Raw genomic sequence first — 22,673 nt, 5'->3', positions numbered from 1 at the left:
CTAATAATCAGAATCTTTGCTTTTTGCACACTCAATCAACATAAGAGCGACAGAAAACACACTTGCAGCCAAAGCACCAATTGCAAGAGCATTGGTCATCTCAAGATCTCCAGCTAGCTGATAAAACAAAAAAGCAGGTATCAAATGCAAATCCACAACCAAAGAACTCGCAAGCATTTCAGAAGACAACATATTTTTGACACCGATTTTTAATGTTGTAGAGATGAAATTGACAGCAGCAGCAATAAAGAGCATCACTAAGCTTTCATTATAAACATAACCAATCACTGATGTCAAACTCATCAAACTAAAAAATATAAAAAATACTCGACCCCAATCCATTCTAACTCCTTTTAAACTCGTCCATTTTCATACATTTCACGCATTTTTTGTTTCTCTTTGGCACGCTTTTGTTTTTCAAGAAGCTTAGAACGATAATCTTGCAAACTAAAACCAAAGAGAATAATTAAGCGCGGAGCAAAAAAGAGTGAGCTATATGTGCCCACAACAACACCTACAAGCATAGGCAAGCTAAAACCAACAATAATCTCTCCACCAAAAACATAAAGTGTCGCAACCACAAACAACACAGTCAAAGAAGTCAAAAGCGTACGAGAAAGAGTGGAGGACAATCCATCATTGATCACAGATTTCAAGTCATTTGCCTTCCCGCCAATCACTTGCTCTCTAATGCGATCAAAAATAATAATCGTGTCATTAATGGAATATCCGATGATTGTAAGAAGAGCAGCGACTACCTCAAGATTGAAATCAACTTTAAATAGAATAATACACGCCGAAGAGATAAGAACATCATGAAAGAGTGCCAAAACAGCAGCAAGAGCAAATTTCCATTCATATCGAAAAGACACATAGGCCAAAATAGCAAGCATTGCCAAACTTAAAGCCAAGATGCCCTTCTCTTTGAGCTCTTTTCCAACTTTTGGACCCACCGAATCAACGCGACGAATCTCAAATGTCCCGCTCTGCTCTAAAAGTTTGCTGATCTGTGCATCCACGTCGGATGTCTTTAGATTTGGCGAAAAAGGTATTTTAATAAGAATTTCTTGCTTGGAGCCAAATTCACTAACCTGAGAACCCTTAAAGTTGGCATCCCTTTCAAGCAAAGATCTTATTTGCGCAAGAGGTGCATCATTGGTATATTGAATCTGAACCAGTGTCCCTCCAGAAAAATCTACCCCAAAACTAAACCCCTTAAATGCAATTAGACAAATGGATCCCACAATCAAGAGCAAAGAAATCGCAAAAGTAAAATAACTGTATTTAACAAAATCTATAATTTTATTATTTTTAATGAGCTCCATACTTTACCCCAAACCAAAAAGATAGATTTTTGCTTTTGGCGATTTTTTTCTCCAAAGCGATATAGATTCCTTGTGTTCCAACAATTGCAGTCAAAACAGAAACAATGATTCCAATAGCCATCGTGATTGCAAAACCCTTAATGGCTCCAGAGCCATAAACATAAAGCAAGAGAGCTGCAAGAATTGTTGTGAGATTAGAATCAAAAATTGCCCTTGAGGCATTAGCATACCCCTCTTTAATAGCCTGAACGATATTCTTCCCTTCTCGCAAAGCCTCTCTTAGACGCTCATTGATAATAATATTGGCATCAACAGCCATTCCAACAGTCAAAACAATCCCAGCCATCCCCGGAAGAGTAAGAGTGGCACCAAGACTGGCCATAATAGCAACAATCAAAACAATATTAATCACCAATGCCGACACAGCAATGACACCCGCCATTGCATAATAAGCAATCATAAAAATAAGCACCAAAACAAAGCCACTAAAAAGTGCGATCATAGAAGCCTTAATGCTATCAGCTCCTAGACTTGGTCCTACACTTCGCTTTTCTATAACCTGAACTGGAGCAGAAAGAGCACCACTTCGCAAGGCAATCGCAAGATCGCTTGCTTCTTGTGGGGTGAAATTTCCGCTAATTTGCCCACTTCCTCCACCGATTCTTTCTCTAATCACAGGAGCAGAATACACCTTTCCATCCAAAACGATTGCCATTCTTTTTCCCACATTGTTTCCAGAAAAATCTCCAAAAAGTTGCGCTCCTCTAGAATCAAGAGTAAAGGAAACAACAGGTTGTGAGTTTTGATCATAAGCTACTCTTGCGTCTGTAATCATTTCCCCATCAATAATAGGCACCGCCTTAAGCAAAATCTTTCCACCTCCCTCAACAAATGGCAAAATCACATCTCCGTATTTTTTTGCCTCAGCTTCACTCATTGCCTCAACACGCATATTGCGATTTTCATCAACAGCCATCATCTGCAAATGTGCAGATTTTGAAATTAAATCAATTGCTCTCTTTTCTTCCTCTTGATTTTTGATACCTGGCAATTGAACTAAAATATTTTCTTGCCCTTGGCGCGTGACACTTGGCTCAGCCAAACCAAACAAATCAAGTCGATTGCGTATTGTTCCAATCGCTTGATCAATAGCACTTTTCTTGATGTTTTCTATTTCTGTTTGAGAAAATAAAACTTGATAATCCCCATTCTGCTCAAAAGAAAACTCAAGGCCACCAAGCTTGCTTAAAATATCATCCATTTTTTGCTTTTCATCAAGATCCAAAAGCTCAAAATGCAAGATATTATCTTTAACTTCAAGTTTGCCAATCAAAATTTTTGCCTGCTTTGCCTCAAAGCCAATTGCTGTTGCCAAAGAATCATATTTGGATTGCACAGCCTTTTGGGTATCCACATCCAAAAGCATTGTAAGTCCCCCCTGCAAATCAAGCCCAAGATTAATCCTTGGGCCAGAAATGGGGAAAGATGAAGGAAGGCTCAATAAAAGCCCAAGAATTCCAGATAAAACAAAAACAATTAATCTAGAATTTAACATCACTATTGCTCAACTTTATAAGCAACATACTCTCTAGCAATCTGCATAATGCTTTCACCAGATCGCACTGTAAAAAACTTCTCCTCAACTTTAATAATCTCACAAAAAACTCCACCATATGAGACAACTTTATCGCCAGCTTTTAAAGACTCAAGCATTTCTTTATGCTTTTTTTGCTGATTTCTTTGTGGTCGAATAAACAAAAAATAAAAAATAGCAAAAATCGCCACAAAAGGGACAAGAGAAGTCAAGATTCCTGTTACGCTGTTTTGCTCCATAACTTTTTCCTTATCGTTAAATTAAGCTCGCGATTCTAGCACATTAGTTTTTTTCCCTAGAAACAAAAGGAAAAGACTTCCCAAGATTCCAGCAAGCACAGACGAAGACAAAATGGAAATCTTTGCAATCTCACCATAAATAGGCACATCAAATGCAAGATTGGAGACAAACATAGACATTGTAAAGCCAATTCCTGCAAGCATTCCAGCACCCAAAATTGCCCCCCAAGAAAGACCATTTGGACGCGAAGCTATTCCCAATTTTTCACACAAAAGCGTAAAAAGAAGAATTCCTAGAGGCTTCCCAACAACCAGCCCAAGCGCAATCCCATACACAATATGCAAGCTTGACAGATCTATACCGCCCTCAAGTTTTACGCCTGCATTAGCAAAAGCAAATAAAGGCATAATGAAAAATTTAGACCAACTATGCAACGCATGCTCAATCCTCAAAAGTGGATTTTGCACACTTTTAATTTCTTGCTGAATCTTATGTAAGCTATGTATTTGTCGCATATCAAGCAAAAGATTGGGGGTTTGGGCTGAAGCAAAATATCCGCCCTCATCTCTAAGGACTTCCAAAAACTTTTCACGCGAAGTTTTTGAAGAAACAGGAATACAAAATGCCAATATAACAGCAGAAATCGTCGCATGAATCCCACTCTCATGCACGCACAACCAAAGCAAAACTCCAAGCAAAAGATAAGGAACAAGAGAGCGGATTCCTACCCGATTAAGCACAATAAGGATAGCCACAATACATGCAGATATTCCAAGCCACATCATAGAAACACCGCTACTATAAAAAACAGCAATCACAATAATTGCGCCCAAATCATCCACAACAGCAAGCGTCACCAAAAACAACTTTAGTGCCGGCGGAACACGATTTCCAAGCAACAAAACAACGCCTAAAGCAAAGGCGATATCTGTCGCCATAGGGATTCCAAACCCATGACTTGCAGATGTTCCGAGATTGAAAAACAAATAGATCCCAGCAGGCACAATCATCCCGCCAATTGCAGCAATTGCAGGAAATGCAGCCTTTTTAAAACCTGCCAATCCCCCAAACAGAAATTCTCTTTTGATCTCTAATCCCACCATCAAAAAAAACAGCGACATAAGCACATCATTGATCCACAAATGCAAGCTAAATCCAACAAAAGTCTCTCCAAACAAAAAACCAACTTTTTGATTCCAAAGGGAAAAATACGCTTCACTCCATGAGCTATTAGCTACAACCATTGCCAAAAGTGCACAAATAAATAGAAATATCCCCCCAAAACTCTCTTGATGAATTAGACGCTTAAACCCCTCTAAAATCTTCATAATCACTCCTTTTGCTAAACTCGCACAAGCTCACAATGTTTCAAATAAAGCAAGTAGCCCTCAACTTGAACATTCTGATATTGCATTTTGACAAACTCAATATATGCTTGAACTTGTTGCCTATACTCATCTTTTGCTTGCCCACTTTTATAGTCCAAAATAACAACTCTTTCAAGTCTTTTCTCCTCATCAAGGCACAAAAGCAAGCAGTCAATCCGATGAAACTTAAAATTTTGTATAAATGATACTTCACTTTTAATTTGAGTTAAACCAAAATTAAGCCTCAAAAGTGCTTTGATTGTCTCCAAAGAATCAAGAATTTCTTGAAGTTTGGCTTGAGAAATCCAAGCACCATAAGCATTTCTCAAATGACACATAATCTTCTCTTGACTGATTCCATACCCCAAAAACAGCTCCAATCCCCTATGAAATGCCTCCCCTCTCTTTGTAGCATGAAGATCAAAAATCTCGCTTTTTTCTTCTTTGTGTAAAAAGTTTTCTTGGCATCCAAAACTTTCTTGCACCACAAACTGCTCTATACGCCCAGATGATTTTTGCTTAGGAGCAACATTTAGCACCCCTCTTGTGCGATCAAACAAAACATCACTCTCTTGCACCAATCCAATACACTCAAATTCACTCTTCTCCCTTGCCTTAAGAACAGGAACGATGCTTAGGGATTTACAAGCCCTTGTCAATGCGACATAAAGGAGATTCTTCTTTTCTTGTTGCTTTTTTTGCTTCTCTTTCTCAACCTCTGCACAAAAGTTTATATCTATCTTTTCTCTTTTTGCATCAGCAACAAGAATTTTTCCATGTAATTGCTGATCATACTGCGCCCAAAAAAGTTCTCCTTTTTTGCTTGATCCACTCAAGCGATCCAAAACAATCACATGCTCAAATTCAAGCCCCTTTGAGGCATGAATTGTTAAAATCTTTAGCCCTTTTTGATCCTCCCCAGAATCCTTACAAGCTTTGACTTTTTCAAAAAAACTCTTAATCTCTTTGCTCTCACAAGCAATCCCCAATACCTGCTTAGCAACTTGCGAATTTAGCCCATAAAACCGAATCGCTTGATAAATATATCTCCCTAGACCCTGCCCCCTCCATGGCAAAATCTCCACATCCTCTCCCAACCTTTTGCCCAAAAGCTTTGCCAAACACAATCGATCCAACTCAGAATCACCCAAAGCACACTGCAATGCTTTGAGCAAAATCTGCGCATCTCTTTTTTCTGAAAGGGCGATGCTTTCTTTTGTCACGATAGATTTAAAGTATTTTTTAAGATAATCCCCCAGCTCCATTACATCAGAATTCTTAAAGGCCAAAATTGCAATATCCTCAAGCAATGCTCCATGCACCAAAAGATCATCAATCAGCTCTTTAACGCGCGCAAAAACCTTCCAAGAAGAATGCTCCTCTTGCATATCTTGCACTTCCAAAATTTGAACATATCCCCCATGATGATGGGGCTTTTGTGGAAAATAATCCTTGATTTGTGTCTGAAAGACCTCATTGACAAAATGCACAATCTCAGAATCGCTCCGATAATTGGTATCTAAATTTTCTGTGCGCATCTCCAAAGAGAGAGATTTGGCAATATCCAAAAGTTCGCCATATCCACCTCGAAATTGATAAATACTTTGCTTTTTATCTCCAACGGCAAAAAAGCTACGATTTCCAATGCGTCCAGTCCCAGAGAGAATTTCTTCAATAAGAGGAAGCAAAATCTTGTATTGCACGATATTAGTATCCTGAAATTCATCAAGCAAAATATGAGAGATGCGGGCATCAAGCCTGAAATAGAAAAATTCTTTTGATAAATGTCTCCCACAAAGCAAGTGGAAAACTTTCAGCATCACATCAGAAAAATTCAAAGCATTCTTTTGTCGCGAATAAGCATCCCTTGCCTCTTGATACAAATGACAAAATTCTCTTAAAAAATTAAGAAAAATCCTTTCCCTCGCAGTCAATACTCTAATCACAGCCTCTCGCAGTTTGCAAAAAATCTCAGAATCTAATTTGAGCTTTTTAAAATACTGATACTCTTCTCCACGCACAATCCATGTTTCCCCCTTATTAAGCAACTCTAAAAAAGTCTCAAATGCAACAGCCCTACGTGCAGATTCTGAACTTGCAGGATTGGACTTCACAAGCTCCTGAACCAATCTTGCATAGGACAGAGCTTCTTTCTCAAGAGCTTCTAAATCATCTTTATTTTCTTCGATTTCCCCAAGCACATCAACCATTTTCTCCCTAGCAAGATCAACTCTCTCTAAAAGATCATCCAATCTCTTATTGTCCTGAAGACAAATAGAGAGAAACCTATCCTTCTGCCTCGCACTCAAGGATGATAGAAATCTCTCCTTGATCCATTCTTCATCAAGGTCTTTGATTTCAAATTGATGTGGGACACCAACATACCAACAAAACTTTTTTAAAATCGAATTAAAAAAAGCATCAAGGGTTAGAATCTTTGGCTCTTGTGTCCAATAATTTTTCAAAAGCATTGGAGCAAGAGTCAAAACGCTTTTCTTATTCCAACCATATTCTTTCTCCAATGCCCCAAGCAATTCATCTTGTTTGGGAGTATGATCTCCTCCCAATATCATCAGAAAATCTCCAATCCTCTGACGCATCTCCTCTGCGGCCTTATTAGTAAATGTCAGAGCAAGAATCTCTCCTATTTTTGCCCCCTCAAGCAACAAATACACATAGCGTAAAGCCAGAGAAAATGTCTTTCCGCTCCCTGCTGAGGCCTCCAAAACCAAAAATTGCTTACACTCTGAGCGTTTCATCAAAAGCGATATTCCACTCCGACATTTCCTGCAAGCTTTTTTGCTTTCTGAGATGTCCCAAACTCCGAACCCACGCTGAAATTAACCAAGGCTCGATCAAAAAGTCTGACTTCGCCACCAAGACTCAGTGCAAGACTTAAATTCTTTGAATCTAAATTCTCAGAACCCCCCATCGCACGAAAGCCAGCAAAACTTATATCATTATTATTTTGACCTATCGCATATAGGTCTTGAGAGGCCTCTAATAATACCCACCAATATGAACTTTCTCCGGCTACAACTCTTGTCTCAAGACCCAAGCTTGTCGCCAATGTATGCTTGCTTGCTTCTCCAGCATATGTGACAAGATCTTGATAGAAAGGATTGGAAATCTCACCTTCAATTTGAGAACTCACAAGATAAGCATATTGAACAGATACTTTTGGCTTCAGAGCAATCCTCTCTTTCCACAACATAAAGGCATAGCCATAATCCACATTCACATTCGCACTCTTAGCATTGTAATGATAGCTCTGAGAAAGCTGATGGGTAATCACCTCATCACCCAAAATCTCTTCCTGCCTCCAGCCCATCATTCCATTTGCGCCAAAGTCTATTTCATTTCTTCCTACAAAAACACGCCCATAAAGCCCCACCCCAGAATTATGACTTTTCCCACTCATTAATCCGCCCTGATACATTCCATACCCATATGCGACATAACCCCCCAAGAGAAAATTATTTATATAGCTGTCATATCCAATATTTGCCCCATAAAGCGCGCCTTGTTCTAATTTGCTAGACCCAATAGAAGCCAAAGCCAGCCCCCAAGCATTGATTTGATTTTCAGATTCTTCAACACCTTGTTTGTTTTGAAAACTTAGTCGTGCAAGACGATTGCTTTTGGCTGTATTGATAGAAAATCTCAACAACTCAAGATCATTTGTTTTTCGCTGAATGGATTTAAGCTGATCATTTAAAGAAAGAATCCTTTTGCCAACTTCTAGCAAATATCCAGTATCCTGTCCCATAATGACATCATTGGCCCAAATCACACTATTTTTTGAAATCATCAATTTTTGGAAAAGCTCAATCATATCATCATCCAAAGCCCCAACTTTTGCGACAAGCTCTTCCCCCCCTCGTTGGTAAATCCAGTGTTCGATTCGGTTGGGGTCATAAGGATTGAGAGGAGCATCTGAAACCTCTACCTTAAAGCCAAGTGCATGATCACTCATAATCTTAGTAATCAACAACCCGTTATAGCTAAAACTATAAGTATTATCAAATCTCAATCCCCCACTCTCTTCATAAAACCCAACATAATCTAAGAGATTCTTCTCTCCAGAATAAGCAATTCCCCCATTTGACTTAAGCAAAAAATACTCTTCTCCTACCTCAACACCTTTGAGCTGATTGATATTATAAATTTTTAAAAGTGGGGAGCTTTTCTCTCGATCTTCCAAAGCAATTTTTGTCTTTCCCTCAACAACAATAGGAGTGCGATTTGTTTCGCTTGAAAAAAATTCAATCGTTCCATTCAAATCAAAATTTCCACTTACAACAAGATCACTCTTTTGCAAACTAATCACACCCAGTCTTGGAAGCACTAGATTGCAAAAATTTGCCCTGCCTTGATTGCTCAGGCTCAATTCTCCCAAAGATACACTGCTTGCCTTTGTTGCATCTAGACTTTTTCCATCAAGCTCAATCCTTGCTTTTGTTGCATCTACACTTTGAGATTTAAGCTCTAGCTGAGCTATAGGCCTAATCAATCCCCCCAAAACCAAAGCCTCACCCTCTAGCATATAACTCCCCTTCACTTCTCCATTTTGATGATGCATATAACTTCCCCAAGTCAATTGTCCTGCCATAGCTTGCGTCTGAAAACTTGTATTGCTCATTGTGATTTCTTTAAGCTCTGTATGCACATTCTCAAGCTCTGTCAAATTAAGCTCTCCACCAGACATAGACACAGAATCAATGACGATTTGTCCCATTGCTTGTTTTGCATTTTGAGCATTTGCAAAAATCACCTGTCCATCACTTACAATACTATTTGCATAAAAATCAAAGGAATTTGCCCTAAATGTAACACTTCCCCCGCTTTCATCCTTGATTGCAACACCTCTTGCTCGTATCTCATCTTGAGCCACAAGAGAGAAATGAGAGTTTTGTGTCCCTGATTTTACAAACTCAAGTTTCCAATCTTGCAAAGTTGCTTGGGTTGATGAAACAAAACGCATACTCGCCCCACCCCCAGTCAAAAAACTATTCCCAGCCCCTAAAGTGCCAGTAAGATACACTTCTTTGGCACTAAAGTTGGCTGTGATATATCCTACAAGCCCACCATTGATTCCCTCTCCCCCAAACCAAACTTTACCCTCTCCTGATGCCTTAGAGGAATTTCCAAAAACAAGCATTCCATTTACATAGGCCTGAGAAAATGTTTTTGAAGACCAAGAATAAGTTCGCATATTTTGAAGATAAAAGGTCTGATTACTTGCATTGGTTTTGTTTTTAAGCCCATAAACATCACTATAGATATTTGCCCCATCGGCAACCACCCAGGACGCTAGAGATAAGTAGATCCATAAAACTCTGCTTTTTTTCACTTATCCTCTCCCTAAGAATAAATCCAAACTTTAGAATCATAGTCAAAATATCTTGTTTTCATACAAAATTCTATCCATACCCAATTCCCTGTTTAAAAAACTCTTATAATCTCTCCTAACAAAACTTGATGGTTATAAACTAAAGTTTTATTATAAAATACACTAAAACTTTGCAAACTCATTTGCAAACCATCATTTCAATCAAAAAAGGAATCTAGCGATGGCAAAAAGTCTCTATAGCACACTAGAAGTCAGCGAAAATGCAAGTGCAGAAGAAATCAAAAAGTCTTATCGCAAACTTGCACGCAAATATCATCCCGATATCAACAAAGAACCTGGAGCAGAAGAGAAGTTTAAAGAAATTACAGCAGCATATGAAATCCTCAGCGATCCACAGAAAAAAGCCCAATATGACCAATATGGTGATGGAATGTTTGGGGGGCAAAATTTCAGTGATTTTGCGCGAGGAACAGGGGGGGTAAATCTAGATGATATTCTTTCTCAAATTTTTGGGAATGGAGGAGGTTTTAGCTCAAGAAGTACAGGAGGGTTTGGGTTTGGTAATTTTGGTGGCTTTGGTGGAGGATTTGAGAGGGGATTTGGAGCACCCAATCTAGATCAACAAGACCAAATCACCATCCCCTTCATCACTGCCATTTTGGGAGGAAAATATCATTATGACAAGAATGGAAGCTTTGATATCAAAATCCCAGCAGGCATTCAAGATGGAGAAACAATTCGCCTCAAGGGAAAAGGATATACACAGGGCGGAAGAAGCGGGGATTTACTCCTAAAGGTTAATGTCGCCCCAAGCGATGAATACACAAGAGAGGGAAGCAACCTAACCAAAATACTTGACATACCTCTCAAGCTAGCACTCTTTGGAGGAAGTATCGAGGTTCAAACCCCTCACAAAGAAGTCACCCTCAAAATCCCTCAAGGCGTCAAAAACAATCAAAAATTCAGACTCAAAGAGCTTGGAGCAATCAATCGCAAAAGTGGAGCAAAAGGAGATCTTTATCTCAAGGCAAATATCCTCTTGCCCTCAGTTGATCACCTAAGCCAAGACCTAAAAACCCTACTGCAAAAGGAGCTTTAATGTATAGCTATGATGAACCTGTATATCTCATCAGTGTTGTTGCAAAAATTCTAGAAATCCATCCTCAAACCCTTAGACAATACGAAAAAGAAGGCCTAATCCAACCAGGACGAACAGATGGGAAAATGCGTCTTTATTCTCAACGCGATATTGACAAAATCAAGACTATTTTATGCCTTACACGCGATATGGGAGTAAATCTTGCAGGAGTAGATATCATCTTGCGTCTCAAAGAAAGACTAGATGAAATGGATGAGCTCGTTGAAGAGTTACGCACACAATCACCACGACCAAAGTCTGTCACACTCAAACAAAGCTCTTATGAAATTATTTTGAAAAAATGAAACATCTCTCCTCCCTTTTGCGCCCAAAAACCCTCCAAGACTTCATTGGGCAATCCCACATTATTGGGGAAAACTCTCCCCTCTTTCAAGCACTTCAGCACAACACTTTGCCCCACTGCATGTTTTATGGAGCCCCAGGAAGCGGGAAGACCACTCTTTCAAGAATCCTTGCTTCAAGTCTTGGATGTAGTTTTTATGAATTCAATGCCACGCATTTCAAACTCGATCAATTGCGCCAAATTCTCCAACCCCATTCGCTCTTAAAACCTATCATTTTCATTGATGAAATTCATCGCCTTAACAAAGGACAACAAGAAGCGCTTCTTCCGATTATGGAAGAAAATCAAGCATATCTCATCGGATCTTCTACACTCAATCCTTTTTATGCCCTCACAAATGCCATCCGATCAAGGGCTTTTTTATTTGAATTCCTCCCCCTTACCCCTCAAGATATGCAATCTATCCTCAACAAAGCTCTTGCATTGCTTGGAATCTCCATAGAAGAAGAAATCAAAAATTTTTTGATTCAATCAAGCAATGGGGATGCAAGAGCGATGCTCAACCTCCTAGATCTTGCATCTCTCTCTCAACCCATCACTTTAGATTCTCTTCAAATGCTTCGCCCCCATTGCCTCAATGAAGGGACAAGCGAGGATGACACACACTACAATCTAGCAAGCGCTCTAATTAAATCCATCAGAGGAAGCGATGTGGATGCAAGTATCTATTATCTTGCACGCCTCATTGAAGCTCAAGAAAGTGCGGAGTTTATCGCAAGACGCTTAGTTATCAGCGCAAGTGAAGACATCGGCAATGCCAACCCCAATGCCCTCAATCTTGCTACAAGCACTCTCACGGCAGTAAGCAAAATTGGCTACCCAGAAGCTAGAATCATCCTTGCTCAATGCGTGATTTATCTTGCCTCAAGCCCTAAAAGCAATACAGCCTACCAAGCTATCAATCAAGCTCTTGAGTTTGTACGCTCCCGCTCTAAGCAATCAATTCCCTCCAATATTTTGCCTCACTCAAAAGATTATCTCTATCCCCATGATTTTGGAGGATGGGTGGAACAAAGTTATCTCCCCACGCCTCTTCAATTCGTCCCAAAAACATCAAAAGGGTTTGAAAAAACACTCAATGAGTGGCTAGAAAAGATTAAATCACCAAACCAATAAATTGAAGCCCCAAGGGCATTAATGATTTTTTTCTACCACCTCAAAGACGACCTTAGCAATCTTCTCAACTGATGCCAGTTCGCATCGCTCATCAGTGGAGTGAGGATTATAAATATTTGGGCCAATCGAACAACACTCCAACCCTTTGAATTTTGCTCCAATGATTCCACACTCAAGCCCTGCATGGATTGCATAATATTTTGCGTGCGGATTGTATTTTTGCATCACACCAAGAACCTCTTCTGAAAAGGCACTTTTTTGAGGCTCCCAAGGCAGATAAAAGTTTTCATCATGCACATCACAACCACACATCAAGAAAAACTCTTTGCTTTCGTGACAAATCATCTCCAACTCTTTTGCATGATTAGATCGCGCAAAAAGCTCAAAAGTTGCCTTTCCCTCTTTGAGCTTGGCGATTGCCAAGTTAATGCTTGTTTGAACAATTTGCAAATCAAGATTGAAGCTTCGCACTCCATGAGAAAAAGATTGAATCATCTTCAAAAATTGCTCGCTTTGTGATGCCACTTGCACTCTTTGCTTACCCAAGCTTTTGAACAAAACATTTTCCACTTGCTGAGGAGATTGAGGAAAAATGACCCTAGCTTTGGCAAATTTGGGGATAGAATTGATTCTCTCTCCCCCCTCAAACTCAATGATCTTCCCCTGATTTTGTGCGATGAAAAATGCCAAGGTTTTGATTGCATTTGCGTGATTTTTAATGATATCAATTCCAGAGTGGCCCCCTCTATGATTGCAAACCTCCACCTCATACACCTCCCCCTCCTCATCAATCATCTCCCCACAACAACTTGCAAACAAATCCACCCCTCCAGCACAACCAATCGTGACCTCACAATCACTTTCATGATCCAGATTAAGCAATTTTTTGGATCGAATCACATGCTCAAGTCCATTTGCACCCAATAACCCCACTTCCTCATCATTTGTCCATAAGCATTCAAGGTTTTCAAACTTTTGCAACGCCTCCATCATAATCGCCACGCCGATTCCATTATCTGCCCCCAGACTAGAATCTTTGGCCCTAATATATCCTCCCTCTTCAAATATCTCAATCTTAGGAGCCCTTCCCATACACACCATATCATAGTGACTCTGAAGACACACTTTTGGTTCTCCCTTGATGGCATAAATATTTCCGACCCTATCAACCTCAACATGTGCTCCACACTGTCTTGCAAAGCTCACCAAAAAATCCCTTAGCTCTTGCGTTTGAAAACTACAATGAGGGATTTTTGCAATCTCTTGAAAATGATTCAAAACAACTTGCATTGACTCTCCTTTGATTTTTACCTTAGAAGCGCTTGGGCTTTTTGATCTTGTGAAACAATAATTCGCGATAAAACACCTCTAAAGCTCTTTTTTCTTTGCACCCTATACGATATTGAATCTTTTCTAAATATCGCACAATATCTTTCTTTGCAACTCCACTTTTTTGACTTGCTTTTTGCAAAATATATTGAGGGATTTTGACTTTAGCTTGAGCAAACTTAAGAATAATCTTCTCGGCCCTTTGTTTTTGTTTTGATACGCAAAACAACCCAAAAACAAAAGGCAACCCTTTTTTCTCTTTCCATCTTTGACCCAGATCAATTCCCTCCCCTCCGCTCATTTTATAAATCAATGCCCTATCTCCGATCAACACCTCCCCCTCAATTCCTAGCACTTGAATAAGCGCATTGGAAGAAGCAGACTGATAATCCTTTTTGTTGGGATTTGGAAGTGCAAGAACACTCCACACCTCACCATCTGCAATGATTCCGCATGGCAATGCGATTTTGCCTTGACCACAAGCCATGATCGAAGAAAGAAATCCACCATCTAAGCGTCCAAACAAAAAATCACGATTGAGTTTAGAGGGATAAGATTTTTTGTAAGCCATCACTGCTTTTGTTTGCAAACTAACGGGAAAAGCCTTCATAAAGACTTCAAAAGGCAAAAGGTTTAGATAGTCAATCTTCCCTATTCTCATATTTTAAAGAACCATGTTTACCGCTTCATCATTTCTAAGTGCGACAAAGATATGGTCACGCTCTTGCTCACTTTCAACCTCCACACTCACCACAACGCTCACAAATTTTCCATGACTTGAATGATGTCCCTCTTTGAGCTCATATTCTTTTTTGATAACTTGTGAGATCACATTCTCAATGGCTTCTTTATTTTTTCCAATCACGCGATATTCCCATTGTGTTGGATACATAATTTGTGGCTTTCCTTCTAAAACTTGCATAAAATCTCCTTTATTTCTGTCGTCATTGCAAGAGGCTTTCCTCTTTTTAGATCAATAAACCCAAGCTTAACTTCCATATCAAAGAGCCTCTCTCCATCCCGATGAATTTCTTGCAACAAAATCAACGTTGCTTTTTTTAACTCAAGAATCCGTGTTTTCACTTCAAGCAAATCTCCCAAAAAGGCGCTTTTATAAAAGTTTGCCTTCATAGATCTTACAACAAATCCTGCATCTTGCGCACAAGGCATCTCTCCTACAGAAAAAAACACCTCACTCCTTGCACGCTCACAGAACTTAATAAAATTGGCATGATAAACAATCCCTCCACAATCTGTGTCCTCATAATAAACCCGAATCTTCACTTTGCCTTCCTAGTCTAATTTTTCAAAAATCAATATGTTTTTTTATTTTTTTGCATTATATCTCTTTAATTTTTAGATACAATCCTGCCCTTTACACAAAAATACAAACTTAATATTCTTAATTTTATTTGGTGTAAAAAAATTTCAATATTTTTAGGAAAGGATAAAGATGAACAATTTTAGCAAAATAGGTTTTATCTTAGCAACCTTGGGAAGCTCGATTGGTCTTGGACATATTTGGAAATTTCCTTATATGGCAGGACAAAATGGAGGCGGAGCATTTGTGCTTTTTTACCTCTTTTTAGCAATCTCGCTTGGAGTTTCAATGCTTATTGCCGAAATGCTCATTGGAAACAAAGCAAAGACAAACCCTGTTGATAGCTTTGTCAAACTTGAGCCAAACCACAAAAGTACTTGGAAATTTATTGGAATTATGGCAATTGGTGGGCCAATTGTAATGACATTTTATGCAGTGGTGCTAGGCTGGGTGCTTTATTATCTTTTCATTGGAAGTTTTGATTTGCCACAAAACATTGATGAAGCTAAGTCATCATTTGAGACATTGGCTACTGGCTCTATACCTATCCAAATTGCTGGATTCTTGGCCTGTATGGTTCTGACTGGCTATATTGTCGCAAAAGGTGCAAAAGAGGGGATCGAAAAGCTCAATTTAATTTTGATGCCACTTCTCTTTATCATTTTTATTGGATTATTAATTTATGCAATGACTTTGGATTCTTTTTCTCAAGCATGGAGCTATATGTTTTCTTTTGATGTAGAAAAAATTACAGGAAGTGTTGTTTTGAGCGCATTAGGTCAAGTATTCTTCGCGCTTTCTTTGGGTCTTGGCACAATTCTTATTTATGGAGCTTATGCAAATGATGGAGAAAATCTCCTTTCAAGCTCAATTTGGGTTGTAGTTTCAGGGATTTTTATCTCTATTGTTGCGGGATTGATGATTTTTACATTTATTTTCCAATTTGATGGAAAAGCAAGTGGAGGTCCTGGATTGCTTTTTGTTTCATTACCTTTGGCCTTCTCACAAATGGGAGCATTTGGAAACATCATCTCATTCCTTTTCATGCTTTGTGTTGCATTTGCAGGAATCACCTCAACAGTCTCTATCGTTGAGCCAGCAATCTCTTATCTTAGAGATCGCTTCAATTTTTCTCAAGTCAAGGCGACATGGATTTGCTGTGGAGCAATCAGTATTGTAGGACTCTTTGTCATCCTCTCAATCACAAAAGACTATGGTGATTTATTTACATTTTTTGGTACGACACTCTTTGATTGGATGGACATCTTCACCTCCAAGTTCCTAATGCCTCTAGGTGGATTTTTGACATTGATTTTTGCAAGCTATGTTATCGGAAAAGAAAGATTGAGATCCTATACACAAGGTTTTCTATCTCCCACCTTATTTGAGATATGGTATATCATCATTGCCTACCTTGCACCTATTGTGATTGCAATCATTGCACTCGCTCCCCTGTTTATCTAAGATAAATCCCCTCTTCATCTTGTCCAACCTCTTGGGCAAGATGAACCAATGCTCTTTTGAATGCCTTTTTGCTCATTTGACAAACCCTAACAATTTCTTGTGGATGGCTATCTTTAGTTATTGGAATCTTTCCGTGATTTTGTCTCAAAACATCAAGCAATCTTTCTACCTCTCCCTTTTGGACTAGCTTTAGATCTATCTTTCCATCCTTACGCGTTTTTTTAACCTGCACACGATATGTCTTCCCCAACTCAAGATCTTCGAAGACCTCATTTACAAACAACATCCCCTGAAACTTTCCACAAACAACGCACTCAAATCCAAGAGGAGTTTTTCGGTAAGGCATCGCATCAAACTGCACAAAAGGTTTGCCATAGTATTTGCAAAATCTCAACTTCTGATTTGCAAGCAATCGCCCTTCTCTATCTTTGCCAATTTGAACAGCGATTTTGGAACCCTTGGCATATCGTTGAGGATTTTTGCAAGGCATCAAAATGTCTTTTGCAATTCCCAAATCCAAAAACACTCCATATTCTGAAAAATCCACCACTTCCAAAAAAACAATCTCGCCCAAGATTCCATAAGGCTCAAGCGTTGTAGCAATGATTCGATCTTGGCTGTCTGTATAAATAAACACTTCAACACTGTCCCCTATTTTTGCTCCACAAGGAACATATTTTTTGGGGAGCAAAATCTCTTCATCTCCCAAAATACAGCCAAAGGGAAGAATCTTGACAATCTCTAATTTTATTTTTGTCCCAACCATTAAACAACCTCTCATAATATAAAATTGCAATTTTACTTTATCCGTAAGGAATGCTATGCAAGTCCAAGAAATCTATTCTCTTCTCAACGAGATCTCTCCATTCTCCCTACAAGAACAATGGGATAATAGCGGGATCAATCTAGGCAACCCCCTCCAAGAATTTGAAAACATCTATACAACACTAGAAGTCGATATGCACCTAGCCCAACAAATCAAACCCAATTCTCTCATCATTGCCCATCATCCCCTTATTTTTTCACCCCTCAAAAATCTCAACACACAATCTTATCCAAGCAATATTGCCTCCATTCTTTTAGCCAAAAATTGCTCTCTTATTGCGATGCATACAAATTTTGATCGCACACATCTCAATCACTATTTTGCCTCTCAGATACTGGGCTTTCAAAACCTTATTGAAAAAGATTATATTCTTTCAGCGCGCCTCTCTCCCCAAAGCTTTGAAACACTTCTCACGCGATTAAAAATTGCTCTAAATGCATCCATTTTTAAGGCTCTCAAGGCATCAGAAAAGATTTCGCAAGTTTTTATTGTTTGTGGAAGTGGTATGAGTTTTCTCAAATATATTCCCCCGCACTCTCAAAGTTGTTTTATCACAGGAGATATCAAGCATCACGAAGCGATGGAAGCCCAAAGCCTAGGAATCTCTTTAATTGATGTAGGCCATTTTGAAAGTGAAGTCTTTTTCGCTCAAGTCATAGCCAAAATTTTGCAAAATTTTGGCTATGAAGCTATAATAAACGATTTGAAAAATCCATTAAAGTTTTATTAAATAAAGGAAAGCTGATGAACAAAAATTTGCAAGAGCTAATCAAGATTTCGCTCCTAGATAAAGAAATTGATCTAATGGATCCCAAAATCGCTCAAGTGCGAAAAGGTCTCACGGAGCGAGAAGAACAAAAAGCAAAAAAAGAACTGTTAATCACTGATCTCAATGAAGAAAAAAAAGAACACCTTACATTACTTGCAAAGTGCGAAGAAACACTCAAAAATGCAAGCACAAAGCTAAATGATATTGCAAGCAAAATGCAAGAAGTCAAAACAGAAAAGGAACTCAAAGCTCTCAATATCGAAGAGGAAATTGCAAAAGAACAAATCACTTTCCAAAATGCAGAAATCCAAAGAATCGAAAAGCTCATCCAATCTACAGAAGAAAAAATCCAATCTACTCAGCAAGAGATTCAGGATCTTGAAGATCAAATGAAAAAGATCGAATCAGAAATTGCATTAGAAATTGAAAATATTAGAAAAGAACAAACCGAAATTTCCAAAAAGAAATCTGCAATCGTTGAAAAACTAGATCAAAAAGTTGTCGTTTTCTACGAAAAAGTAAGAAAATGGGCCAAGAGCACAAGCGTTGTCCCTGTTTATAAACAAGCTTGCGGAGGGTGCTTTATCCGCCTCAATGATCGTGCATATTCTGAACTTCTCAAAGGAGATTCTGTTTCTACCTGCCCACACTGCGGAAGAATTCTCTTTGTAGAAGAAAGTTAATGTATTGAAATCACTGATTCGGTTTCCTATTTTTTATTTTTTACTGTGTTGCTTGGCATTTTGCCTTGCAATACCTCTCTTACTCTATCTTTCATTTAAAAATAAATACAAAGACTCTATTCCTGCTCGCTTCTTTTTAAGAAGAATTCGACTCCGTTTTTATCCCACCTACTGGTTTCATGCCTGCTCACTTGGAGAGAGCAAATCCTATGAACCTATCCTAGAGGCACTCCTTGATCAAGAGCATCAGGCACGCATTTTACTAACTTGCACAACTTCCACAGGATTTAAATATCTCTCCTCCCTCTCTCAAAAATATCCGCAAAATCTCCGCGTTGCCTATCTTCCTTTTGAGATTTTTCTCCCCCTTTGGCTCCCCTATCTCAAAAATCTTAAGACACTTGTTGTCACAGAAGCAGAGCTTTGGAAAATGCTTTTTTGGGTCGCAAAGGTATCTAATGCTTACACTTTACTTGTCAATGCACGCATTTCAGATTCTTCACTCAAAAGCTACTTGCTTTTGAGTTTTTTTTATCGCTCTCTTTTTTCTCTCATTGATCAGACCTTAGCTCAGCTTCCAATAGATCAAGAAAGACTTCAAATCCTTGGAGCCAAAAATATAGAAGTCTTTGGGAATCTAAAAATCTTCTCAACCCCTTCTATTTCCTTTCATTACTCCAAAAATACCCCCATCATCCTTGGAGCTTCCACGCACCAAGGGGAAGAAGAGCTTATCCTCAATTCTTTCATCTCCTCCAAAGCCAAAGCCAAGCTTCTAATCGCTCCACGCCACCCAGAACGCTTTAAGCAAGTCCAAGACACACTTCGTGGGATTTGCCAAAAGCATTCTCTATCCTTTTCAAATTTTAGAGAATCTTGGGGGGATGTTGTATTGGTTAATGCACTTGGAGAACTCAACAATCTCTATGCAATCGCAGATTGTGTCATTTTGGGAGGAAGCTTTGAAAAAATTGGAGGACACAATCCTATTGAACCAGCATTTTTCCAAGCCCCTATTTTAAGTGGAAAATATTTTTACAACCAAAAAGCCCTTTATGCGCTTGTGGAGAATATCCTTATCATCACCCCCCAAGAGCTTCCACAAACTCTTGCCTCCTTTGATACACTTCCAAAAACAAAAATCAAAAATCATCAACACAAGATGCAACATCTCATTGCAATCATCCAAAGGACAAATCAATGGAAAAAGCCTATAAACTCTTAGCTCTTCAAGAACACATCTCCCACAAAGAAGCCAAAAGCCTGATTGATAAAGGTCTTGTGAGTGTCAATGGCAAACGCTTAAATATTGCTAGAGGCAACCTTAGCCCAAAAACAATTTTTACAGTTGAAAAGATTCAAAAACCCCAAATCATCTTTCAAGATAGCAATATCTTAGCTCTAGATAAACCTCCCTTTGTCGAAAGTTATGATTTGTGCAAATTTTTTCCCGAATGGAATCTCCTGCATCGTCTCGATCGTGAAACAAGCGGAGTGATTTTGTTGATCAAAGAGGGGAGTGATTTTCACACCAAAGCCAAAATGGAATTCAGGGCCCAAAAGGTTTATAAAGAATATTTAGCCATCGTAAATGGAATCTTGAGTGAAGAAGTAGAGATCACAAAGCCCATTTTGACGATCAAAAAAGGATTTGCCAAAAGCAAAATCGCAAAAGACGGACTTCCTGCACATACCCTCATCACACCACTCCAAGTCAGCGGGAAAAAAACCCTAGTGCAAGCTATCATCAAAACAGGAAGAACACATCAAATCCGCGTTCATCTCTCAAGCATTTCTCACCCAATTTTTGGCGATGTGCTTTATGGCGGAAGCCCATCAAGTCGCCTTATGCTTCATGCTCATAAAATCGCGATCTTTGATTATGAATTCTCCTCACCCATGCCCAAAACTTTCCAAGGAATTATCCAATGAATATCTCAGGCACACTCTCTGAAGATACTCTTTTGTTTGAGTGTGAGGGAAAACTCAAAAGTCCCAAAGATTTGTTTCTGATCAAAAAAACCATTTTCTCTCTGATTGAACAAAACTCTAATCCCAAGAATCTCTCATTTCTCATTCATCTCTTTCCTATCAATCTTTCTTTTCTTGGCTTCTTGCTTACACTCAATAATGCTTATCGCTACGAAGTTCAAATCATCGTGACAAACTACTCTAATTATCGTATGCTTGAGGATCTCTACCTCCTCCAAAAATTTCATGTCATCTATAGGAAAAACTATGCTTAACCAATGGTATCTTTCTTTTGATCCTGTCGCATTTTCATTATTTGGTCTCAAAATCCACTGGTATGGAATCGCTTACATCATTGCTCTTCTTGGAGCTTTTGTGATTGCTTCTTATTTTAGAAAACAACAACGATTTTCTTCCATCTCTGAAAAAAATCTAGAGCGCTTTTTTCTCTATGCCGAGCTTGGTGTCATTTTAGGAGCAAGGATCGGCTATGTCCTCATCTACTCTCCATCAAGATGGGACTATCTTCTTGCTCCTTGGGAGATCTTCAATCCCTTTGACCAGCAAGGAAACTTTGTTGGAATCTCAGGGATGAGCTTTCATGGAGGGATCATCGGCTTCCTTTTGGGAAGCTATCTTTTTTGCAAACGCTACAAACAAAATCTTTGGCTTTATTTGGATCTTTTAGCATTAAGCATTCCTCTTGCCTATACTTTTGGGCGTATTGGAAACTTTCTCAACCACGAGCTCTATGGGAGAATCATTCCACAAGACAGCACCCTATGGCAACACTTTGGGATCTTTATCAATGGAGCTTTGCGCTATCCTAGCCAATTGATCGAGGGGTTTTTAGAGGGAATTGTCGTTTTCTTCATCGTTTGGATAGCTAAAAAGTTTGTGAAGTTTGATGGAGGACTTATTGCAATCTATGCTATCAGCTATGCCCTTATGCGCTTTATCGCTGAGTTTTATAGAGAACCTGATATTCAAATGGGGCTTTATGGAATCTTTAGTATGGGACAGATTCTCTCTATTCTTATGCTTTTTGGGGGGATTTGGATTTTGGCCAGCCAATTTGGCTCAAAAGAAAAAGCATAGCAAAACAGTGGCACAAAGATCTAATATCATAAAATCCAAGAGAGATCATTGGGCATCTCATCGGGCATAAATTTATCAGTGACAACACATATATAAATCCACACAAACAACTTTTATAAAAGATTGAAATTGCAGGGAACAATCACAAGAGCGATCTAGCTTTCAGATTTTGATCATATTTTTTGAGCTTCTTTTGGATATCTCCCTCAGACTTTGCTTTAGTCTCTTTTTTCAAAAATCTGAAAAGATCTTTGCTTGACAGAAGCTCTACATCATCTTATTTTAAGGATCAGATCACACTTTTAGAGAGATGACAAAATGATGTTTTTGCATGTCGCGATTTATTCCAAAAACTATTCAAAAATCTTTAAAGGCATCTTAGAAATAGACAAGACTACTTTGACTTTGATTCTTTAAAATACCCTCCAAATAATCATATGCACCCCATACCAAATAAACTCCAATCTCTCGATTTTATTTCATACGCATACTCTTTATCGCCCTACTCTTTATCAAACAAAAAATTCCGTCTTCTATCTTTCTTAGCCAAGATCCTTTTAAAAACCCATTATCTATCTCCTTGCTCTGCAACTAGAGATATCTTGTGGTATTTTTCTCCTTTTTACTGCGATTCCTCTCTCCCAGTGCCATCAAAGGAATTCTCATCTAAATATTTCGGCTATATCCAAAAAATCTCTTTAAAAGATCCGTCCTC

22 protein-coding genes are annotated in these 22,673 nt (G+C 38.8%); 10 read left to right on the top strand and 12 right to left on the bottom strand.

What is annotated here, in order from left to right; genetic code table 11:
• Genes LW137_RS02120 through LW137_RS02090 form a run of 7 tightly spaced genes read right to left on the bottom strand, consistent with a single transcriptional unit; the run spans nt 1 to nt 9,879 of the window.
• Complete coding sequence (locus LW137_RS02120; RefSeq protein ID WP_233032788.1) at nt 1–342, bottom strand: DUF6394 family protein; 342 nt, start codon at nt 340–342, stop codon at nt 1–3.
• Between the two features lie 11 nt (nt 343–353).
• The gene (secF, locus tag LW137_RS02115; RefSeq protein WP_233032787.1) at nt 354–1,325 is read right to left on the bottom strand and encodes a protein translocase subunit SecF; all 972 of its coding nucleotides are present in this window, start codon (nt 1,323–1,325) and stop codon (nt 354–356) included.
• Nucleotides 1,312–2,886, bottom strand: coding sequence for a protein translocase subunit SecD (gene secD / locus LW137_RS02110; protein WP_233033140.1), 1,575 nt, complete (start codon nt 2,884–2,886; stop codon nt 1,312–1,314). Before secD ends, secF begins: the two co-directional genes overlap by 14 nt.
• Nucleotides 2,883–3,158, bottom strand: a complete 276-nt coding sequence (gene yajC, locus LW137_RS02105; RefSeq protein ID WP_233032786.1) for a preprotein translocase subunit YajC — start codon at nt 3,156–3,158, stop codon at nt 2,883–2,885. The genes secD and yajC overlap by 4 nt, the downstream gene beginning before the upstream one ends.
• Nucleotides 3,159–3,179: 21 nt before the next feature.
• Complete coding sequence (nhaA, locus tag LW137_RS02100) at nt 3,180–4,487, bottom strand: Na+/H+ antiporter NhaA (protein WP_233032785.1); 1,308 nt, start codon at nt 4,485–4,487, stop codon at nt 3,180–3,182.
• A gap of 14 nt (nt 4,488–4,501) precedes the next feature.
• Complete coding sequence (locus LW137_RS02095; RefSeq protein ID WP_233032784.1) at nt 4,502–7,285, bottom strand: RecB-like helicase; 2,784 nt, start codon at nt 7,283–7,285, stop codon at nt 4,502–4,504.
• Nucleotides 7,285–9,879 (bottom strand): vacuolating cytotoxin domain-containing protein, encoded by a 2,595-nt coding sequence (locus LW137_RS02090; protein ID WP_233032783.1) that lies wholly within the window; start codon nt 9,877–9,879, stop codon nt 7,285–7,287. The genes LW137_RS02095 and LW137_RS02090 overlap by 1 nt, the downstream gene beginning before the upstream one ends.
• Nucleotides 9,880–10,099: 220 nt before the next feature.
• Between LW137_RS02090 and LW137_RS02085 the strand changes: the two genes are divergently transcribed.
• Genes LW137_RS02085 through LW137_RS02075 form a run of 3 tightly spaced genes read left to right on the top strand, consistent with a single transcriptional unit; the run spans nt 10,100 to nt 12,497 of the window.
• Nucleotides 10,100–10,978: a DnaJ C-terminal domain-containing protein gene (locus LW137_RS02085; RefSeq protein WP_233032782.1), complete on the top strand. Its 879-nt coding sequence runs from the start codon at nt 10,100–10,102 to the stop codon at nt 10,976–10,978.
• The gene (locus tag LW137_RS02080) at nt 10,978–11,322 is read left to right on the top strand and encodes a heat shock protein transcriptional repressor HspR (protein ID WP_233032781.1); all 345 of its coding nucleotides are present in this window, start codon (nt 10,978–10,980) and stop codon (nt 11,320–11,322) included. The genes LW137_RS02085 and LW137_RS02080 overlap by 1 nt, the downstream gene beginning before the upstream one ends.
• Nucleotides 11,319–12,497 (top strand): replication-associated recombination protein A, encoded by a 1,179-nt coding sequence (locus tag LW137_RS02075; protein WP_233032780.1) that lies wholly within the window; start codon nt 11,319–11,321, stop codon nt 12,495–12,497. Before LW137_RS02080 ends, LW137_RS02075 begins: the two co-directional genes overlap by 4 nt.
• A gap of 18 nt (nt 12,498–12,515) precedes the next feature.
• Here the strand turns inward: LW137_RS02075 and LW137_RS02070 are convergent, their stop codons facing one another.
• From LW137_RS02070 to LW137_RS02055, 4 genes are read right to left on the bottom strand one after another with little or no spacing between them, the layout of a single operon-like run.
• The gene (locus tag LW137_RS02070) at nt 12,516–13,787 is read right to left on the bottom strand and encodes a M20/M25/M40 family metallo-hydrolase (RefSeq protein WP_233032779.1); all 1,272 of its coding nucleotides are present in this window, start codon (nt 13,785–13,787) and stop codon (nt 12,516–12,518) included.
• 22 nt (nt 13,788–13,809) lie between these two features.
• Entirely contained in the window at nt 13,810–14,487 is a 678-nt protein-coding gene (locus LW137_RS02065) for an MqnA/MqnD/SBP family protein (RefSeq protein ID WP_233032778.1), read from the bottom strand.
• Between the two features lie 3 nt (nt 14,488–14,490).
• Nucleotides 14,491–14,748, bottom strand: a complete 258-nt coding sequence (locus tag LW137_RS02060; protein ID WP_233032777.1) for an HP0495 family protein — start codon at nt 14,746–14,748, stop codon at nt 14,491–14,493.
• Entirely contained in the window at nt 14,736–15,110 is a 375-nt protein-coding gene (locus tag LW137_RS02055; RefSeq protein WP_233032776.1) for a YbgC/FadM family acyl-CoA thioesterase, read from the bottom strand. The genes LW137_RS02060 and LW137_RS02055 overlap by 13 nt, the downstream gene beginning before the upstream one ends.
• A gap of 169 nt (nt 15,111–15,279) precedes the next feature.
• Between LW137_RS02055 and LW137_RS02050 the strand changes: the two genes are divergently transcribed.
• Nucleotides 15,280–16,611 (top strand): sodium-dependent transporter, encoded by a 1,332-nt coding sequence (locus LW137_RS02050; protein ID WP_233032775.1) that lies wholly within the window; start codon nt 15,280–15,282, stop codon nt 16,609–16,611.
• Here LW137_RS02050 and LW137_RS02045 read toward each other — a convergent pair.
• Nucleotides 16,604–17,392, bottom strand: coding sequence for a CvfB family protein (locus LW137_RS02045; RefSeq protein WP_233032774.1), 789 nt, complete (start codon nt 17,390–17,392; stop codon nt 16,604–16,606). The two genes, LW137_RS02050 and LW137_RS02045, sit on opposite strands and share 8 nt — an antisense overlap.
• Nucleotides 17,393–17,432: 40 nt before the next feature.
• Here LW137_RS02045 and LW137_RS02040 point away from each other — a divergent pair, with 40 nt between their 5' ends.
• The 6 genes from LW137_RS02040 to lgt are packed head-to-tail and all read left to right on the top strand — an operon-like array spanning nt 17,433 to nt 21,958.
• Nucleotides 17,433–18,167 carry a Nif3-like dinuclear metal center hexameric protein gene (locus tag LW137_RS02040; protein ID WP_233032773.1) on the top strand — a complete coding sequence of 245 codons (735 nt, stop codon included), beginning with the start codon at nt 17,433–17,435 and terminating at the stop codon, nt 18,165–18,167.
• 14 nt (nt 18,168–18,181) lie between these two features.
• Entirely contained in the window at nt 18,182–18,889 is a 708-nt protein-coding gene (locus LW137_RS02035) for a zinc ribbon domain-containing protein (RefSeq protein ID WP_233032772.1), read from the top strand.
• A 52-nt stretch (nt 18,890–18,941) separates the two neighbouring features.
• Nucleotides 18,942–20,114, top strand: coding sequence for a lipid IV(A) 3-deoxy-D-manno-octulosonic acid transferase (waaA, locus tag LW137_RS02030; protein WP_233032771.1), 1,173 nt, complete (start codon nt 18,942–18,944; stop codon nt 20,112–20,114).
• Nucleotides 20,090–20,821 carry an RluA family pseudouridine synthase gene (locus LW137_RS02025; RefSeq protein WP_233032770.1) on the top strand — a complete coding sequence of 244 codons (732 nt, stop codon included), beginning with the start codon at nt 20,090–20,092 and terminating at the stop codon, nt 20,819–20,821. Before waaA ends, LW137_RS02025 begins: the two co-directional genes overlap by 25 nt.
• A complete protein-coding gene (locus LW137_RS02020) occupies nt 20,818–21,135 on the top strand; it encodes a hypothetical protein (protein ID WP_233032769.1) in 318 nt (105 codons plus the stop codon). Before LW137_RS02025 ends, LW137_RS02020 begins: the two co-directional genes overlap by 4 nt.
• Nucleotides 21,128–21,958 (top strand): prolipoprotein diacylglyceryl transferase, encoded by an 831-nt coding sequence (gene lgt, locus LW137_RS02015; protein WP_233032768.1) that lies wholly within the window; start codon nt 21,128–21,130, stop codon nt 21,956–21,958. Before LW137_RS02020 ends, lgt begins: the two co-directional genes overlap by 8 nt.
• Nucleotides 21,959–22,673 lie beyond the last annotated feature (715 nt).

The organism is Helicobacter kayseriensis (assembly GCF_021300655.1).
GTDB lineage: Bacteria > Campylobacterota > Campylobacteria > Campylobacterales > Helicobacteraceae > Helicobacter_G > Helicobacter_G kayseriensis.
Note: the sequence above shows the minus strand (reverse complement) of the source record. Positions and strands in the feature narration are given on the sequence as shown.

Excerpts from the sequence above, each read along its gene's own strand:
- LW137_RS02025 (WP_233032770.1), top strand. The coding sequence starts at position 20,090 with ATGGAAAAAGCCTATAAACTCTTAGCTCTTCAAGAACACATCTCCCAC.
- LW137_RS02075 (WP_233032780.1), top strand. The coding sequence starts at position 11,319 with ATGAAACATCTCTCCTCCCTTTTGCGCCCAAAAACCCTCCAAGACTTC.
- LW137_RS02065 (WP_233032778.1), bottom strand. The coding sequence starts at position 14,487 with ATGAGAATAGGGAAGATTGACTATCTAAACCTTTTGCCTTTTGAAGTC.
- LW137_RS02080 (WP_233032781.1), top strand. The coding sequence starts at position 10,978 with ATGTATAGCTATGATGAACCTGTATATCTCATCAGTGTTGTTGCAAAA.
- secF (WP_233032787.1), bottom strand. The coding sequence starts at position 1,325 with ATGGAGCTCATTAAAAATAATAAAATTATAGATTTTGTTAAATACAGT.
- LW137_RS02050 (WP_233032775.1), top strand. The coding sequence starts at position 15,280 with ATGAACAATTTTAGCAAAATAGGTTTTATCTTAGCAACCTTGGGAAGC.
- LW137_RS02020 (WP_233032769.1), top strand. The coding sequence starts at position 20,818 with ATGAATATCTCAGGCACACTCTCTGAAGATACTCTTTTGTTTGAGTGT.
- LW137_RS02120 (WP_233032788.1), bottom strand. The coding sequence starts at position 342 with ATGGATTGGGGTCGAGTATTTTTTATATTTTTTAGTTTGATGAGTTTG.
- lgt (WP_233032768.1), top strand. The coding sequence starts at position 21,128 with ATGCTTAACCAATGGTATCTTTCTTTTGATCCTGTCGCATTTTCATTA.
- LW137_RS02040 (WP_233032773.1), top strand. The coding sequence starts at position 17,433 with ATGCAAGTCCAAGAAATCTATTCTCTTCTCAACGAGATCTCTCCATTC.
- LW137_RS02085 (WP_233032782.1), top strand. The coding sequence starts at position 10,100 with ATGGCAAAAAGTCTCTATAGCACACTAGAAGTCAGCGAAAATGCAAGT.
- LW137_RS02095 (WP_233032784.1), bottom strand. The coding sequence starts at position 7,285 with ATGAAACGCTCAGAGTGTAAGCAATTTTTGGTTTTGGAGGCCTCAGCA.
- LW137_RS02045 (WP_233032774.1), bottom strand. The coding sequence starts at position 17,392 with ATGAGAGGTTGTTTAATGGTTGGGACAAAAATAAAATTAGAGATTGTC.
- LW137_RS02035 (WP_233032772.1), top strand. The coding sequence starts at position 18,182 with ATGAACAAAAATTTGCAAGAGCTAATCAAGATTTCGCTCCTAGATAAA.
- yajC (WP_233032786.1), bottom strand. The coding sequence starts at position 3,158 with ATGGAGCAAAACAGCGTAACAGGAATCTTGACTTCTCTTGTCCCTTTT.
- nhaA (WP_233032785.1), bottom strand. The coding sequence starts at position 4,487 with ATGAAGATTTTAGAGGGGTTTAAGCGTCTAATTCATCAAGAGAGTTTT.
- LW137_RS02070 (WP_233032779.1), bottom strand. The coding sequence starts at position 13,787 with ATGCAAGTTGTTTTGAATCATTTTCAAGAGATTGCAAAAATCCCTCAT.
- LW137_RS02060 (WP_233032777.1), bottom strand. The coding sequence starts at position 14,748 with ATGCAAGTTTTAGAAGGAAAGCCACAAATTATGTATCCAACACAATGG.